14 protein-coding genes are annotated in these 16720 nt (G+C 46.2%); 7 read left to right on the top strand and 7 right to left on the bottom strand.

Going from position 1 to position 16720, the window contains the following annotated elements; genetic code table 11:
* Nucleotides 1-9 precede the first annotated feature (9 nt).
* The 6 genes from OC443_RS05225 to ulaR all read right to left on the bottom strand — a co-directional run bounded on the left by OC443_RS05225 (nucleotide 10) and on the right by ulaR (nucleotide 8356).
* Entirely contained in the window at nucleotides 10-963 is a 954-nt protein-coding gene (locus OC443_RS05225) for a respiratory chain complex I subunit 1 family protein (protein ID WP_073582495.1), read from the bottom strand.
* A complete protein-coding gene (hyfB, locus tag OC443_RS05220) occupies nucleotides 963-2993 on the bottom strand; it encodes a hydrogenase 4 subunit B (protein ID WP_073582493.1) in 2031 nt (676 codons plus the stop codon). The genes OC443_RS05225 and hyfB overlap by 1 nt, the downstream gene beginning before the upstream one ends.
* 4 nt (nucleotides 2994-2997) lie before the next feature.
* Nucleotides 2998-3609, bottom strand: coding sequence for a 4Fe-4S dicluster domain-containing protein (locus OC443_RS05215; protein ID WP_073582491.1), 612 nt, complete (start codon nucleotides 3607-3609; stop codon nucleotides 2998-3000).
* Between the two features lie 477 nt (nucleotides 3610-4086).
* On the bottom strand, nucleotides 4087-6003 hold the full coding sequence (locus OC443_RS05210) for a methyl-accepting chemotaxis protein (RefSeq protein WP_073582730.1): 1917 nt from the start codon (nucleotides 6001-6003) through the stop codon (nucleotides 4087-4089).
* A 396-nt stretch (nucleotides 6004-6399) separates the two neighbouring features.
* The gene (gene ulaG / locus OC443_RS05205) at nucleotides 6400-7467 is read right to left on the bottom strand and encodes an L-ascorbate 6-phosphate lactonase (RefSeq protein ID WP_073582489.1); all 1068 of its coding nucleotides are present in this window, start codon (nucleotides 7465-7467) and stop codon (nucleotides 6400-6402) included.
* Nucleotides 7468-7600: 133 nt separating this feature from the next.
* Nucleotides 7601-8356 (bottom strand): HTH-type transcriptional regulator UlaR, encoded by a 756-nt coding sequence (ulaR, locus tag OC443_RS05200; RefSeq protein ID WP_073582487.1) that lies wholly within the window; start codon nucleotides 8354-8356, stop codon nucleotides 7601-7603.
* A gap of 365 nt (nucleotides 8357-8721) precedes the next feature.
* Between ulaR and OC443_RS05195 the strand changes: the two genes are divergently transcribed.
* The 7 genes from OC443_RS05195 to OC443_RS05165 all read left to right on the top strand — a co-directional run bounded on the left by OC443_RS05195 (nucleotide 8722) and on the right by OC443_RS05165 (nucleotide 14889).
* On the top strand, nucleotides 8722-10479 hold the full coding sequence (locus tag OC443_RS05195) for a PTS ascorbate-specific subunit IIBC (RefSeq protein WP_073582485.1): 1758 nt from the start codon (nucleotides 8722-8724) through the stop codon (nucleotides 10477-10479).
* A 79-nt stretch (nucleotides 10480-10558) separates the two neighbouring features.
* Nucleotides 10559-11032: a PTS sugar transporter subunit IIA gene (locus OC443_RS05190; RefSeq protein WP_073582483.1), complete on the top strand. Its 474-nt coding sequence runs from the start codon at nucleotides 10559-10561 to the stop codon at nucleotides 11030-11032.
* Between the two features lie 16 nt (nucleotides 11033-11048).
* Nucleotides 11049-11741, top strand: coding sequence for an L-ribulose-5-phosphate 4-epimerase (locus tag OC443_RS05185; protein ID WP_073582482.1), 693 nt, complete (start codon nucleotides 11049-11051; stop codon nucleotides 11739-11741).
* Between the two features lie 37 nt (nucleotides 11742-11778).
* Entirely contained in the window at nucleotides 11779-12600 is an 822-nt protein-coding gene (locus tag OC443_RS05180) for a pyridoxal phosphatase (RefSeq protein WP_073582481.1), read from the top strand.
* A gap of 6 nt (nucleotides 12601-12606) precedes the next feature.
* Nucleotides 12607-13254, top strand: a complete 648-nt coding sequence (locus OC443_RS05175; RefSeq protein ID WP_073582480.1) for a 3-keto-L-gulonate-6-phosphate decarboxylase UlaD — start codon at nucleotides 12607-12609, stop codon at nucleotides 13252-13254.
* Between the two features lie 4 nt (nucleotides 13255-13258).
* Nucleotides 13259-14140, top strand: coding sequence for an L-ribulose-5-phosphate 3-epimerase (locus OC443_RS05170; protein WP_073586453.1), 882 nt, complete (start codon nucleotides 13259-13261; stop codon nucleotides 14138-14140).
* Between the two features lie 320 nt (nucleotides 14141-14460).
* A complete protein-coding gene (locus tag OC443_RS05165) occupies nucleotides 14461-14889 on the top strand; it encodes a hypothetical protein (RefSeq protein WP_073586452.1) in 429 nt (142 codons plus the stop codon).
* 21 nt (nucleotides 14890-14910) lie between these two features.
* On the opposite strand, the gene OC443_RS05160 is transcribed toward OC443_RS05165, so the two are convergent.
* The gene (locus OC443_RS05160) at nucleotides 14911-16563 is read right to left on the bottom strand and encodes a hypothetical protein (RefSeq protein WP_083601813.1); all 1653 of its coding nucleotides are present in this window, start codon (nucleotides 16561-16563) and stop codon (nucleotides 14911-14913) included.
* Nucleotides 16564-16720: the final 157 nt, after the last annotated feature.

Raw genomic sequence — 16720 nt, 5'->3', positions numbered from 1 at the left:
TTCAATGCCTCACAATCCAATGATGTAAAAGGCTAACGCTAAAACAGCAAAAGCAAATGCTGACCAGGTTAGACGATTTGAATTCATAAAACGGACGCGGGCCATGCCATTCTCGACTAAACCAGCAAGGAAAAAAACCACAACCATTTTGATAAACAGAATGACAGCTGCCAGAACGAGTCCGGATATAGTCAATTCTGCTGCTTTTCCCCAGGGCAGAAAAATCGCAAGAAATAACTGAGCCACAACCAGTTGCTTCAGTCCCAAACCAAGTTTCACCATCGCCAGACCAGAACCTGAATACTCGGTCACAGGCCCTTCCTGAAGTTCCTGCTCCGCTTCAGCCGCATCAAATGGCAACTTGCCCATTTCTACAAACACAGCAAAGGCGCAGGCAACACCCGCCATAATGATCGGAATCGGTTGTAATGAAATCTGATGTAACATGCCCTGGCTGATGTATCCCAAATCAGTAGAGCCTACGAGCAAAGCCATGACAAAGATCGATAGCATCAAAATCGGCTCAACCAGTACGCCGAGTGTTAACTCCCGGCTACTCCCTATTCCCCCAAACATACTGTTAGAGTCAATACCGGCCAGCGCAAAGAAAAAACGGAAAATAGCCAGCAGATAGATATCCGTAATTACATCTCCGGAAATAGGAAATGGGGAAGTCTGTGTGAATGTCGGCAGAGCCATGGCAATCAACAACATAGTCACAATCAACACCCATGGCATGATCCAGAAAATCATCCCGGCATTGTCTGGCGCAACAGCCTGACGGCGCAATAATTTCACGATATCACGATAATCCTGCAGTAACCCCGGCCCACGGCGGGAATGAATTCTGGCCCGGATCATCCGGGAAAAACCTGTCGCAAGAGGTGCTAAAAACAACATAAGCAATGCTTGTGCGACAGCAAGCGTAATCCAGCCTGCACCTGGCATATGTAAATCAGGCATTATTTCACTCCTGTATCAAACGGGAAGAAAAGCAGCACAATCAGAGTCACCACGATGTAAACACAGTAAATTCTGAAATCACCATTCTGTAGTTTTCCAACCCAGTGGCTAATATGGAAAGCTAAACGACAAACAGGTTGAATCAGGTATCGGTCAAACATGGGTTCAACTGTTGCAGCTGAAGATGTTACCGCGGAAAGTGACCGTTTCATCCAGCCACTTGGATCCAATTGGTACCGCAAGCGATAAACCGGAGCAAACATCGATCTCAGTGGTTGGGTAAAACCACCGGCAGAGACAGTCATCCGGTGCTCATAGGCATAACCACATGCCCATGGGTCTCCTTGCTGGCGCTGTTTCAGGCGCTGGCCTTTAAAGAAGGAAAGCACAGCTGCTGGCACAACCAGTAAAACAAGCAGACCAATGGCAATCACAGGTGTGGAAAGAATCGCTTGTGTCGTGGAAACCGGATGCAGAGACATCCCCTGGCTTACCACAATCGGCGACTGACGCAGAGTTGCGCTGGCAATATCTGAAATGTAAGGTGAAATCCATGGCGAACCGATCCCCAGAACGATACACATCACCGCAAGGAATGCCGTACCAGCGACCATCGACCAGCCAACTTCTTTCGCCTGGCCCGCTTTTTCAGTCCGGGGCGCGCCACTGAAGCAAATACCATAGACTTTAACAAAACACATACAGGCCAGCGCACCGGTAATCGCCAGCATTACCACAGCGACCGGGCCCGCAATCAACATGGCAATATCACTTTGCTGACTCAGACTAAACAGGGACTGATAAATAAACCATTCACTGACAAAGCCATTCAGTGGCGGCAATGCAGAGATCGCCATCGTACCAATTAAAAAGGCCAGAGCGGTGTAAGGCATTAATTTACCCAGCCCGCCCATCTTCTCCATATCTTTGGTATGCGTGCGGAAAATCACCGAGCCCGCCCCCAGGAAGAGCAGCCCTTTAAACACGGCGTGGTTCAGTAAGTGATACAAACCACCCAGTAAACCAAGTGCAGCAAAAGTCGGATGACCTGTTGCCACACCAATCATTGCCACACCTACACCCATCAGGATAATGCCGACATTTTCAACCGTGTGGTAAGCAAGTAATCGCTTGATGTCATGTTCTGCCAGTGCATACATCACCCCCAGTACGGAAGAAACAGCACCAAAGGCAAGCACAACATAACCCCACCAGGCTTCTGTACCACCAAGAAAAACCAGACCAACTTTGATAATACCGAAAACACCGATTTTGACCATCACCCCGGACATCAGTGCTGATGCATGAGAAGGTGCAGCCGGGTGAGCCAGCGGCAACCAGCCATGTAAGGTAATCATCCCGGCTTTGGCACCGAATCCAAAAAAGGCCAGCAGGAAAATAACCGAAGCTTCCCATACTGGCAGATGCAAGTTGGTAAAGTCAGCAAAGTTAAGCGAACCCGATGCCCGGTAAAGCATGAAAAAGGCAATCATGATTAATACCGAACCGGCGTGAGCAATGAAGAAATACTGCAAACCGGCTTTGACGCTCTTTTCATTCTGCTCAACCAGAACAAGGAAGTAAGAGGCCAGAGACATCATTTCAAAGAACACGATGAAGTAGAAAGCATTGTCCACAACGACCAATGCCACCATCGAAGCAATAAACAGATTCAGGAAAAAACAGATACCCCACCCGCCTTTCCCTTCATATTCTTCCATGTAATGCAAAGAATAAACGGATGCCGCTATGACGATCAGAGAAATGACCATCACCATAAAGGCACCCAAAGCATCCATATTGACGATGAGTTGTGCAAACGGGAAAGGACTGAACAGTTCAGTCTTCAGCATCTGAGATCCGGCCAGTGCAACACCGGCACTCAATACACCAAGGCAGCCACCTAACGCGGAGATCACCCCGGATAAGCGCACCATGGATTTTTCTTTATCTCCGCTTCCCAGTAAGGCAACCAGACTGGAAATGAGATAACAGCCTATTGATAAAGCTAACAGCTCTAAAGCATTCATAAAGCTACTTCTCCATATCCATGTTCACGGCTTGCGACACTGCGGCTGCATCAACCTGTTTCGATGACTGAGCCGCCACTGCTGACGACTCATCCACCAGAACAATCGCACCGGTCGGACAAACCTCAGCACATGCAGGCCCCTGCTTGCGGAAACCACATAAATCACATTTCACTGCAATACTTTTTACACCAGGTTCCCAGGCTAAAATATCGTGCCCGAACAGACCGGGAACAGAGGTAGAAGGGTTAGAGGAACGAGGTGTAGAAGGAATATAAGTGTCGTAACTGTTCGCCAGCGCAACCGGACGACTTCCATCAAATGCAATGGCTCCAAACGGACAGGCAACCGCACAAAGCGTACAACCCACACATGCTGTTTCTTTCAGCAAAATACGGTCGTCTTCTTTGACAATTGCCTGAACCGGACATACAGCGGCACATGGCGCGTCTTCACAATGCCGGCACATCACGGGAGCCGTTGCATCACCGTGTTTGATAACGGTCAAACGCGGATGACTTTGCATCCCCTCTTTTTTGTGTACTTCGGAACAGGCTGCCATACAGGTTTGGCATCCGATACACTTCTGAGGATCTGCAACTACAAAGCTTTTCATAGCATACCCTGTCAGTTAAATAATCCACTTGATAGCAATTATTAAGCCAACAGAAATTACGCCTTTTAAACCAAGTCAAAACAATAGGTTACATAAATTAATCATTGGTATTATGATAGATATTCAGAGGATAATCATGGCATTCGACAGCTCGTGTCGACACAAGTGACGAGAAACAATTCCCATATTCCCGACAACGAAACCCGGACGGTTTGGAAAATCTCCGGGATGAGTATTCAGGGAACCAGGAAACAAAAAGAGCAACGCTGAATCAGGAAATATTCAGCCAAATATAGCCTTTCGAACGGATTGTTTTCAGCCGGTTTAGTTGTCTTGGATCACCTCCCGGCTTCTTCCTCAGAGGGATATCAACAGAAATATCACCGGCATCCAGCTGTTCAGTCTCTGGCTGAAGCAGCTTGCGGCTATTTTGAGGGCTGAAACCATCCAGCCCTTTTTATTTCATCAAACTGAAAATTACAGTTTAAACTGTCCGACAATATCGGTTAACCGGCCATTCATCTGATTAATTTCTTCAACATTGGTCAGCGTTTTCTGTCCGTTGTCATTTAACACATTCACCATGTCATGTAAGGCGGTCATGTTACTGCTCAGCTCCTGAGTCACACTACTCTGCTCTTCCGCGGCGGTTGCTATCTGTGTACTGAGCCCGTTGATATCACCCACATAGTTCATCAACGTATCAAGGCTTTCAGTGACATCACCGGAACCTTCTGCCGTTTCCTGACACCGCTGCCGGGTATCGGTCATCGAGCTGACAACCACTTCAGTTCCTTTCACCAGCTCAGTCAGCGCCACCTCAATTTCTTCAGTACTTTCTTTAGTCCGGCTGGCCAGATTGCGGACTTCATCAGCAACCACAGCAAAACCTCTGCCCTGCTCTCCGGCCCGTGCAGCTTCAATAGCTGCATTCAGTGCCAACAGATTGGTTTGCTCAGCAATCCCGCTTATCACTGTCAGAATCGTATTGATCCCCTCGGTCTTATTACTCATCTCCTGCACATTATCAGACGCCATATCAACATCTTCAATCAGTGCTGACACTGTGGTTTGAGAGCGCTTAAGAATTTCTCTTGACTGTTCACTGCTCTGGTCTGCCTGTTGAATCAGTTCAGCCGTATTCGCTGCATCAGAAGCCATCGATGTCGCGGTCAGATTCATCTCTTCAATTGCAGTGGCTATCTGTTCTGTTTCAGAAACATGCTGGTTTAAAATCCCTGAGTTTTCTTCCGTCTGACCTTTCAGCCGGATAACGTTATCTTTCAGACCCGAAGAAACATTCTGAATTTCCAGCATCATCTCCTGCAGGCTGGCGATAAACCGGTTAATACCGTCCGCCATTTGCCCGAGCTCATCATTCGACTCAACTTTCAGCCGCTGGGTTAAATCTCCGTCACCCCGGGAAAGGCCCATAATCGTCTCTTTCAGGGTCAGTACCGGGCGATATAAAACCTGGATAACGAAGAATGCAATCACCACACTTAAAAACGTTGCAATCAATGCGCTGATAACAGCAGAATTCCGGGCCGATTTCAGCGCCGCGTAAGCCACATCTTTATCCAGCGTAATGACAAAGTACCAGTGTTTATCTGCGAGCGTGATCTGGTGAGAAAACAGAATCCGCTCATTCCCGTCTGCCGTATAATCAGTCCGGAAATGATCCGCACTCAGTATTTTTGAGACGGCACTTTTCAGATCTGCTAAATCGTTGCCGGTCTTACCCGGCGCGACAGAGGGGGCTGTCGAGGCCAGAACTGTTGAATCATGGTTCATGATAAACGCTTCAGTGCCCGGCGCATTCGTAGCTTTTTTCACAATCTGGTTTAAGAAGCCCAGCTTCATATCTGCGCCAATCACACCACTGTGTGTTTTCTGTACGATACTGAGCCAGTAAATATTCGGGTCCGCTTCATCCGGATAAGGATCGGTGACTGACGGCTCAATTGCCTTTCTTCCATCCTGGTAGTAACTCATTTTCCGGATATCATCATTAAACTTATGATCCGGCCAGGCATCACTGGTCTGATTCCAGAAAGCATCACCGTTTGATTCAAACCCGATAAATGAACTGCCCGTATTTAAAGCACCGGCAAACACTTTGGTCAACGTAATGTAGTCTTGATCCGTATTCCCGGTAAAAGGCTGATCTTTATACAGCTTCCCAAGCTCCCGGACACCATCGATCTTTTCATTCAAATACACTTCAACCAACTGCGCTTTACTTGCAACATTTTCCTCACCATTACTGATAATCAGATTAGTGATTGAGGATTCTTCATTTATATATGCAACATAACTACTTACGGAAACGGAGACGCCAACTAACACCATGACCGAAATGATTAAGAGCTGTTTCAATCCAAACTGTTTCATCATGTAATACATCCATTTATGACTGCCTGTAAGTTTACTATACCCAAGCAACCTGAAGGATTCAGCGTGCAGCCGAAAGGTGCAGTTCAAGGAAAGGGAATGCAGGAATGTACCCACCTTTCAAATTCTCTTGACGCAGAAATGTGCCTTTCAGCTCACGCCCTTCGGGTGAGTTTGTCTGGCTTTGAGACAAATCTCACTGAACCCTGCATCTTCAGGTTGTTTGAGTATATATCGGCCTTCTTTACTAAAAAATGAATGAAAATGATGAAAGAATACTGTTTCAGCCCGGACACAACCTTTATTTCCCCATAACATACTATCCTGACTGAAATAAAAATTGCCGCTTCAAAAAGCGGCAATGGCGGAAGGAGGAAGATAAATAAGCGTTTTTTTTTACAAAAATGCTTTGTAAGGCAATTCAGGTTCATCAGTGAAGATATCGCGGAAGCCACGGAAATGCTGATAATGCATCCGGCCTTTATCAGTTGGATAAGTATACTTACCACCCACCTGCCAGAAGAAGGGGGCAAACCCGTATTGCAAACGCTCTTTCTTCATTTGCCATAACACTTCAATCTCGCGGGGATCATTCTGGAAGTTCGCCCAGATATCATGGTGGAAAGGCACCACAACTTCGCAGTCGAGAGACTCACCGGCACGCAGGATATCCGATGCTGTCATTTTGTCCGTCACACCCCGCGGGTTTTCACCATAAGATAACAGTGCGACATCAATATCATACTCATTACCGTGTTTTGCGTAGTAGTTTGAGTAGTGTGAATCTCCGGAGTGATAAACAGAACCACCCGTGGTTTCAATCAGATAGTTTACAGCACGATCGTCCATTCCATCGAGTAGTGACTTATCATAGGAAGACGTACCTTCAGGCAATGTGACCAGTGCAGTCCGGTCAAATGAATCCAGCACTTTGATTTTCACATCACCGACTTCAATCACATCGCCGACTTTTGCCACCACACAACGCTCTTTTGGGACGCCCCAGCCCTGCCATAAATTCACACACGCCTGCGGGCCAATAAATTTCACGTGGTCACCACAATTTTGCAATACCGCAGCCGCAACATTGACATCAATATGATCCGCATGATCATGGGTTGCCAGCACCGCATCGATTTCCTTAATTCCAAACGGATCAAGTACAAAAGGAGAAGTCCGTAAATTTGGCTGCAATTCACGCACACCACCCATTCGCATCATCTGGTGCTGATTCTTCATCAATGCATTTTGCTGCGTTTTCTTCCCGGTACCACACCAGAAATCAATCGACAAATTGGTATTTCCTTCTGTTTTCAGCCAGATACCGGTACAGCCGAGCCACCACATTGAAAATGTATTGGGTTCAACGACTGTTTTTTCGATTTCTTCATTCAGCCAGGTTCCCCATTCAGGAAACGTACTCAAAATCCAGGATTCACGTGTAATCTCATTGACCTTACTCATAAACTGCACCTTTTATTTCATATTCATCAGATAAATTTTGTGTGTAGGGAACCGGGCGTTTTCACGGGAACACACATGAAAACACCAGCTGTTGATATTATTTTATTGAACGGGTAAAGGGTGACGATGGATTCTACACAAGAATCACCTTCGTTCCCTGCGCTTCAAGCCCCTGAATCACTTCAGGATTTGCCGCTTTGCCGGTAATCAAAATGTCGATTTTCTCCGCCGGACAAAACAGCATGCCGGTTCGTTGCCCGACTTTAGAGCTATCGACAACCACGACCAGTTGATCGATCTGCTCCAGCATTTGCTGCTCGGCAACCGCAGTCAGCATATCTGCTTTATATAAACCCGCTTCGGTAATGCCCTTTCCGCTGGTAAACATCCAGTGCCCTGCATAACCACTTAAGGCGTCCGGCGCCGGGTTCAGGAAAATATGCTGGGCTTTGTTGTACTGACCACCAATGATAATCACATCATCATGCTCTTCATTAATCAGATAGCTGGCCAGCGGGAAATAATTCGTGACAATCTGTACATCTTCACCACACAGCTTCTGCCCGAGTAAAAAAGCCGTGGAACCACAGTTAATCACAACACTGTCACCAGGCTGACACAACCCGGCAGCATGCAACGCAATCAGAGATTTTTCTTCATAATGCTCCGTACTGTCGATGTTCAGAGGCGTCCATTTCTTTTTCTTTGTCTGTATACGCTCAGCACCGTTACGGACTTTTCTTAATTTTCCCAGCTCGTCTAATTTCGAGATATCACGGCGGGCAGTTGCAGGAGAAACTTTAAAAGCATCAATAATATGAGAGACGTTGATGGCCTGTTTCTCTTCCAGCAGCGACAAAATGCCATGATGTCGTTGAACTTCATTCATACTTATCACCTTATTTTTTCATCACGTGACCACTTGGTGATTAATTTTGATTTTTTTTGATTCTAATAATCATCACTTTCAATGTCAATTTCTATCCTGATAAAAATTTGAACATTATCACATTTAAATATAAGTATTTGTTTTTATTGTATTTTAATATTTTTAAGTGATCGGATTATCATTTATGTCATTTTTACAGCCCGGAAATTGATAAAAATCAAAGTAATCAAAAACAATCATTGAATGACCAGATATGATTGTTAAATTATATTCCGTGAGCAAACTGAGTCTGTTTTATCTTCATCTGAAGCAACTGACTCTGACCTACATTCAATGACAATTACAAATATATCAGGGGTAAAGATATGGAGTTCCTGTACGATATCTTCTACATTTTTTACAGCCAGGTGATGACCAAAGCGCCTTTATTACTGGGGTTGGTCACCTTAATTGGTTATTGGTTACTCAGAAGAGATGCAACAACGATCCTGAAAGGTTCAATTAAAACCATTGTTGGTTTTATGCTGGTTCAGGTTGGTGCCGGTACACTGGTCGCAGGCTTTAAGCCCGTTATTGCCAAACTATCTGAGTATCATGGTTTAACCGGTTCAGTCATCGACCCTTACACCGCGATGATGGCCACGATGGAAACAATGGGCGACCGTTATTCCTGGGTCGGCTATGCTGTTCTTCTGGCACTGGGCATCAACATTCTTTTAGTTCTGTTCCGCCGTTTTACCGGCATCCGGACTATCATGTTAACCGGACATATTATGTTCCAGCAGGCCGGGTTGATCGCTGTGTTCTATCTGATCACCGGTGCCAGTATGTGGGAAACCATCATCTGTTCTGCAGTACTGATGGCGCTGTACTGGGGCATTTCCTCTAATATCATGTTCAAACCCACCGAAGAAGTCACCGGCGGTGCCGGGTTCTCCATCGGTCACCAGCAACAGGTCGCTTCATGGATTGCAACCAAAGTTGCACCAAAACTGGGTGACAAAAACGATAGTGTTGATCATCTGAAACTGCCTAAATGGCTGCACATTTTCCACGACAGTATCGCAGCTACCGCCATTGTGATGACCGTATTCTTCGGCATTATTCTGCTCTCTTTCGGACTGGATAATTTGCAGGCAATGGCCGGAAAAACTCACTGGTCAATCTATATTCTGGAAACAGGTCTGAAATTTGCGGTCGCGATTCAGGTGATTGTAGCCGGGGTCCGGATGTTTGTTGCAGAACTTTCGGAAGCATTTAAAGGCATTTCTGAACGTGTGATCCCAAATGCCGTTCTGGCGATCGACTGCGCCGCAATTTACGCATTCTCACCCAATGCCATGGTCTTCGGTTTCATGTGGGGTGCTATCGGACAGTTCACCGCTGTACTGGCAATGCTGGCCTTTAGTGCACCGATCATGATTATTCCGGGCTTTATCCCGATGTTCTTCTCTAACGCGACCATCGGTGTCTTTGCTAACCACTTCGGCGGCTGGCGTGCCGTGATGAAAATCTGTTTTGTGATGGGCATTATCGAAGTGGTCGGTTCAGCATGGGCAATTCACCTGCTGGGTCAGTACGGTGCAGAGTTCAACGGCTGGATGGGTATGGCTGACTGGGCACTGGTATTCCCGCCGGTTATGCAGGGGCTGTCATTCTCGAAAGCCTTCTTCTTTGTGCTTATCGCGCTGTCAGGTGTTTATATGTTCTTTGCTTCTAAAAAGCTGCGGGCTGAAGAAGATGCGCAGGGAACCATTGAAGTCACTGAAGAACCGGAAATCATTGAAGCCGTTGAACAGGCGATTGCTAATCATGATGGTGCCCGTCCGGTCAGTATTCTGGCAGTCTGCGGTAACGGTCAGGGTTCTTCCATGATGATGAAGATGAAAATCGGCAAATATCTGGAGAAAAAAGGCATTCCTCATGTCATGGATTCCTGTGCGGTTTCTGATTACAAATCCAAACTGGCAGCCACAGACATCATCGTCTCTTCGAAGCACTTATCTTCGGAAATGGATCCCGGTGAAGGCAAGTTTGTACTGGGTGTACAAAACATGCTCAACCCGAATTCCTTCGGCGATGAACTTCTGGACATTATTCATAAAAACTTTGCCGGTAAATAACCTGCAACTGACCTGACATAATCAACAAAACGGTGCCGGTGAGCTGTCTCACCGGCCCACATTCCGGAGAAACAAAATCATGGGACTCAAACAATCACTGATTGATAACAACTCAATTCAACTACAAGCAGCTGCAACCAGCTGGCGTGAAGCGGTAAAAATTGGCACCGATATGCTGATCGCATCCGGCGCTATCACACCGGAATATCACAACGCGATTATCTCAAGTGTCGAAGAACTGGGCCCTTACATTGTGATCGCCCCTCAGCTGGCTCTGCCACATGCCAGACCTGAAAACGGCGTTATCCATACTGCATTCGCCTTAGTCACCCTTGAAAACCCGGTGCAGTTTGAAGGTGAAGATGAACCCGTTGACGTCTTAATTACACTGGCCGGCAGCTCTTCCGATGAACACATGGAAGGTCTGATGGAAGTCACTCAGGTGCTGGATGATGAAGACAGCGACACCGGCGTTGACCTGGATAAACTGCGCCGCTGCCGGACCAAAGAAGATGTATACCAGGTCATTGATCAGGCATTAGCCGAAGCATAAAAACAGGAGCAATGTCATGTACAGCGAGCTTAAAGAAAAAGTTCTCGAAGCCAATCTGAAACTCCCCCGGCACGGGCTGGTAACCTTTACCTGGGGGAATGTGTCCGAAATCGATCGGGCATCCGGCATTCTGGCAATCAAACCATCCGGCGTGGAATACGACCAGATGACAGCGAACGACATTGTGATTGTCGATCTGGACGGTGAACTGGTTGACGGGCGGCTCAACCCTTCCAGTGATACCGCCACACATATCGAAATTTATAAAGCCTTTCCTGAGGTTGGCGGCGTGGTGCATACCCACTCCCGCAATGCCACGATCTGGGCGCAGGCAGGGCTTGATATTCCGGCGCTTGGCACCACCCATGCCGACTATTTTTACGGCGATATTCCCTGTACCCGCCGTCTGGCAAAAAATGAAATCACCCAGGATTATGAAAAGAATACCGGGCTGGTCATTGTGGAAGAGTTTGCCCTGCGCCACATCAACCCGATGAGTGTGCCCAGTGTCATCGTGGCCGGCCATGCCCCATTTTCATGGGGAAAAGATGCCGGAGATGCCGTTCATAATGCAGTCGTTCTGGAAGAAGTGGCCGCCATGGCAATCGCGACCCGCTCACTCAACAGCGGTATCAAAATCCAGCAGGAGCTGTCAGACAAACATTATTTACGTAAACACGGTGCCAACGCCTACTATGGCCAACACTGATGTCGTTTAACGTTTCATCAAATCCGGGGAAACACAGATGTATAAAGTGCTCGCATTAGATTTAGACGGAACAGTTCTCACAGATGATCACACGATTCTGCCACAAACAATACACGCGATCCGGGAAGCACAGAAACATTGTCATGTGGTCATCGTCACCGGACGACATCATACAGCGGCCAAGCCTTATTATCAGGCGATGGGCCTGACTACACCGGCCATCTGCTGTAACGGCACTTATGTTTATGATTATCAGTCAGGGACGGTACTAAAACAAAATGCAATCGACAAACCACAGGCGCTGAAGTTTATTGATCTTGCCGGTCAGTTTCAGATGAAAGTCGTGATGTATATCACCCATGCGATGACTTATTCCCGGCAAAACCCGATTGCTTATATGGAAGCACTGGAAAAATGGGCTGCACAATATCCGGCAGAATCCCGGCCGCGCATTCAGCGCATTGATTCATTCAGTGAGACGGCCAAAGAAGCAGATTATATCTGGAAGTTTGTCGTCGAAGGCATGCCCAGCTCGATCGAACGTTTCATCGAACACCCGTGGGTTCAGCAGCACTTTAACGGGGAGCGTTCATGGTCAAACCGGATTGATTTTGCAGCGCAGGGAAATAACAAAGGCAAACGACTGGCTGAATATGTCTCAGAACTCGGGTATTCATCAGAACATGTGCTGGCTGCCGGTGATAACCATAATGACATCTCAATGATCCAATACGCCGGACTGGGTGTTGCCATGCAAAATGCGGATGCCACCGTACGCACACATGCCCGTCTGGTATGCCCTACAGATAATAACGGGACCGGGCTCGCTGAGCTCATCCTGCAAAAAATTAAAGGATAAACAATTATGACTAAACCACTCATTCAAATTGCACTGGATCAGACCAATCTCCCTTCCGCACTTGAAGTTGCAAGACGGGTTGAAAGCTTTGTCGACATTATCGAAGTCGGCACGATTCTGGCCTTCGCCGACGGAATGAATGCCGTCAGTACACTCCGCCAGTTACATCCGGAGCATATTCTGGTGTGTGACATGAAAACCACCGATGGCGGTGCCATTCTGGCCCGGATGGCTTATGAAGCCGGAGCCGACTGGATTACCGTTTCCGCCGCGGCACATATCGCAACCATTGGTGCCTGCAAGAAAGTCGCCGATGAATTTAACGGAGAGATCCAGATAGAAATTTACGGCAACTGGACGATGGAAGATGCCAAAGCGTGGGTTGATTTGGGCATTACGCAGGCCATTTATCATCGCTCGCGGGACGCAGAACTGGCAGGTGTTGGCTGGACTGACGCTGATATAGAAAAAATGCGTCAGCTTTCTGAACTGGGGCTGGAACTGTCAATCACCGGTGGGATTGTGCCTCAGGACATCTACCTATTTGCCGGCATTAACGCCAAAGCATTTATTGCCGGCCGGGCACTGGCCGGTGAAAAAGGCCAGGAAACAGCTGAAGCACTGAAAACTGAGATTAACCGCTTCTGGGGATAGTCATATGTACCAACACCTGAAACGCCACCGTACCGGTCTGTATGAAAAAGCACTTCCGGCTCAGATGACCTGGGAAGAAAAAATACAAACCACCCGATCGCTTGGTTTTGACTTTCTGGAAATATCCGTCGACGAATCAGACCAGCGAAGACAACGTCTGGACTGGGACGATGAAACTATTTATCAGCTCCGGCGTTTGTGCGAACAATATCAGATGCCGCTGCAGTCAATGTGTTTAAGTGCGCACCGGAAATATCCGTTTGGTTCATTAGATCCGGTCATCCGGGAACAAGCCAGAATCCATATGGAAAAAGCGATCACACTGGCTTATAAACTTGGCATCAGAACCATCCAGCTGGCCGGTTATGACGTGTATTACGAACCCGCCAGTCAGACAACTCATGCTAATTTTATCCGGGGAATGAAACAGGCGGCAAAAATGGCGGAACGTGCCGGTGTGATGCTGGCTGTCGAGATCATGGATACGGACTATCTCAATTCTCTGAGCAAGTTTGAAGTATTAAACCGCGAGATCAACTCACCCTGCTTTACCGCTTACCCCGATATCGGCAATATCTCCGGCTGGAACTATGATGTTTGTACTGAGCTCGCGCTCAGTATGCCTCATATTACCCAGATTCATCTCAAAGACACCCTGAAAGTGACTGATGATTTCCCCGGACAATTCAGAGATCTGGTGATAGGCGAAGGCGAGGTCGACTTCAATGCCATTTTTAACACATTAAAGAAATTTGATTGTGTCGTTCCTTTAGTGATTGAGATGTGGGCTCAGGATGAACACTGGAAAGAACACATACTTACGGCACAGGCACGACTCAATCAAGCCTGTGAGCAAGCGGACCTGCCGACCCTGTTCGCGATATAGTTGTGTTACATGACAGCGCCATCCGCATGTCATACCCCCGGACACAATAGCCAAAGGAGGCATGCTCAATTCTGCAAATCATTACTCATGATGTAAAAATCAGGGTAAGAAACAGCAGAAAGACCTCCGGATAAAAACAAAAGCATGATGTTGATGAAAAGTATCGACTCACGCCATGATCAAGACAGGAAAAGCCTGAGCAATGACTCCGGGCTCAGGTTTTCCCGCTATCTGAACATGGTGATGAGGGCAGAGAAAAGTTGACATCATGCTTTTCATCCATCAAAGTGTTGCCCTTCTTTATACGTCACTGATCGATCATGAAATTACTTCATTTGCAACTTTTCTGGTATGAATATCATCACACTCTGTTAGAGATGGAAGACCTGCCTGTATTAAGTCCGGCCCAGATGAAGATATTTCAGGAGTGGATGAAAACAAGACGGAAAATATTAAAATATGAAGTCCATCAACAAGCCTGGGTAAAAACAAATATTGATGGTGCATCGTCGGTATTAAACTTTTCTCCGGATGGCACACTCACAGAAAAAGACCTGTTTGGTGCACAGATTTTACATGGCTTGTGGAAAGTCGTTGATGGCTTTTTATTTGTGAAAGTTGTCAGTGGTGAATTTATTGTCGAATATCAGATCGTGGGTCAAACAGAAAATAACATCCACGGTGGAATTGAATATATTAACGGACAAGTGACAACGTACAGTAAATTTATTCAGACCAAAGTCAAATAAATGCCCGGACAGGCATTTATCTTAACCCCTGGCTCTTTGCTGGCTTTGCGCTTTTCTTTTCTCAATTTCCAGTTTCGATAAAACCATTCCCTGAACTTTCTTAATATTTGTAAGTTTCGGATGGTTTGGATCCTGCCGCTGCAGATTCTTAAATACAACAGCAATGCTGGACTTAAACTGCGATGTCAGCATATTAATATCATCATCAATCGATAATTTATATTTAATCATCGCATTGACAAAATTAGAATGGTGCGTAATCAGGCTGGGAATTTCTTTGGATAATATCGCTAAAGATTCAAGCACCCGTCCCTGCTCTTCTAATTCGGTCGCCTTGCCGATTTTTTCCAGCTTCTGATCTTTCAGTTCATAGAGCTTTCGGCATAAGGTAATTGTCACAGCAGCATTGATATGCCGGACCTCAGACAAACGTTCGGTCTCAGAATCCAGCCACCCGGTGAGTTCATCGGTAAACCCAAGATGATAGGCAACCGCCATCAGCAGCAGTTTTCTGTGCGGCAACTGCGTCTTGCTATACATTTCCTGAATTCTTTTTGCTGCACACACGGGGTTGCGGGTCGTAATATCCCGGACAATCTGATAAAGCCTTTTGGTTAACTTCAGATCATCAACCTGCTTACCATCCAGGTTCATTATTTTGGTCAGTTTTGGCCCGAGAGCCCGGCTGTCATACGGATTGCCGCGCTTAGAATCCAGCATGATTTCCAGAAATGTTTTAACTTCTTCCACCGCAAAAAATTGCTGCTCATTTAAGATCAGATCGTAATCAACCTTCGACATAAATGCATAAGCCTTACGGTAATCATCAAAAGCAATATACAGATAGGCAAGATTGACAGTCGCATCAATTAAGTGCGGATAACGCAGGACGATCTTCTTAATCAACTCAAGTGCTTTTTTAATATCACTGTCAAGAATAGACTGGTGCGCTGTAACCTCGGAAACGATCGGGTGTTCCGGATAGCCCAATACCTCAAATTCATGGGCCAGTGCCAGCACTTCTTCTTCATTTCCCAGCACTGAATTGAGTTCAATCAGCTTTATCAGAGGCCATTCACTGGTATCTTTTGTCCTTAAATCATTCAGGGTTTTTATTGCCAGCTTATATTTTTTCTGAGAGATATAGCACTCAATAATGACCTTATATAAATCAATCCACCATATATTATTTTTCTTTGAAAGCTGTTCACATATTTCAATAGCACGCTTGAAGTGGCCTTTATCTATCTCCCGGTAAACGGCAGACAGAATTTTTCGTTTCATCAGGCTTTCATTAATTAATGGCTTAAATTCATTGTAGTTAAAGGGAATTTCAAGAATGCTGTCAGGAAATAGTTCTTCGATTTCACGCCGTGAACCACCAGTCGCTTTATCCGACAGAAACACAAACGAACAGTCGTATGAAAAACGTTCACATTCGCGATAGAGATATAAGTATTTACGACCAATGGGCTTATCTTTGATCGAATAGCGGCAAACAATCAGATAAAACGTATACTTACTGACAAGTGTCCGGAATACAGCCAGATTCGGAGCTTTGTGAATCCGGGAATCCTCAAAACCCATTTTTTTCAGCATGTTTTTCATCGAAGAAGACAACATGTGGTCTTCTTCAATTATCATCACATTTAATGGTTTTGGCTTAGACTGCATTTTACTTACTATCTGATTTCTGCTTATTTAAATAATTCATCATTTCTGAATGCTCATGAGAAAGTGACGTCTCTCAGACAGATTTGCGGTTATGCCACAACCTGACACTCCGACACGATAACCATACTGCTAGCCTGATGACCTTAGTCATAACGAC

The sequence above is a fragment of the Vibrio quintilis genome (genome assembly GCF_024529975.1).
Taxonomy (GTDB): Bacteria; Pseudomonadota; Gammaproteobacteria; order Enterobacterales; family Vibrionaceae; genus Vibrio; species Vibrio quintilis.
This window is presented reverse-complemented; position numbering and strand designations above follow the sequence as displayed.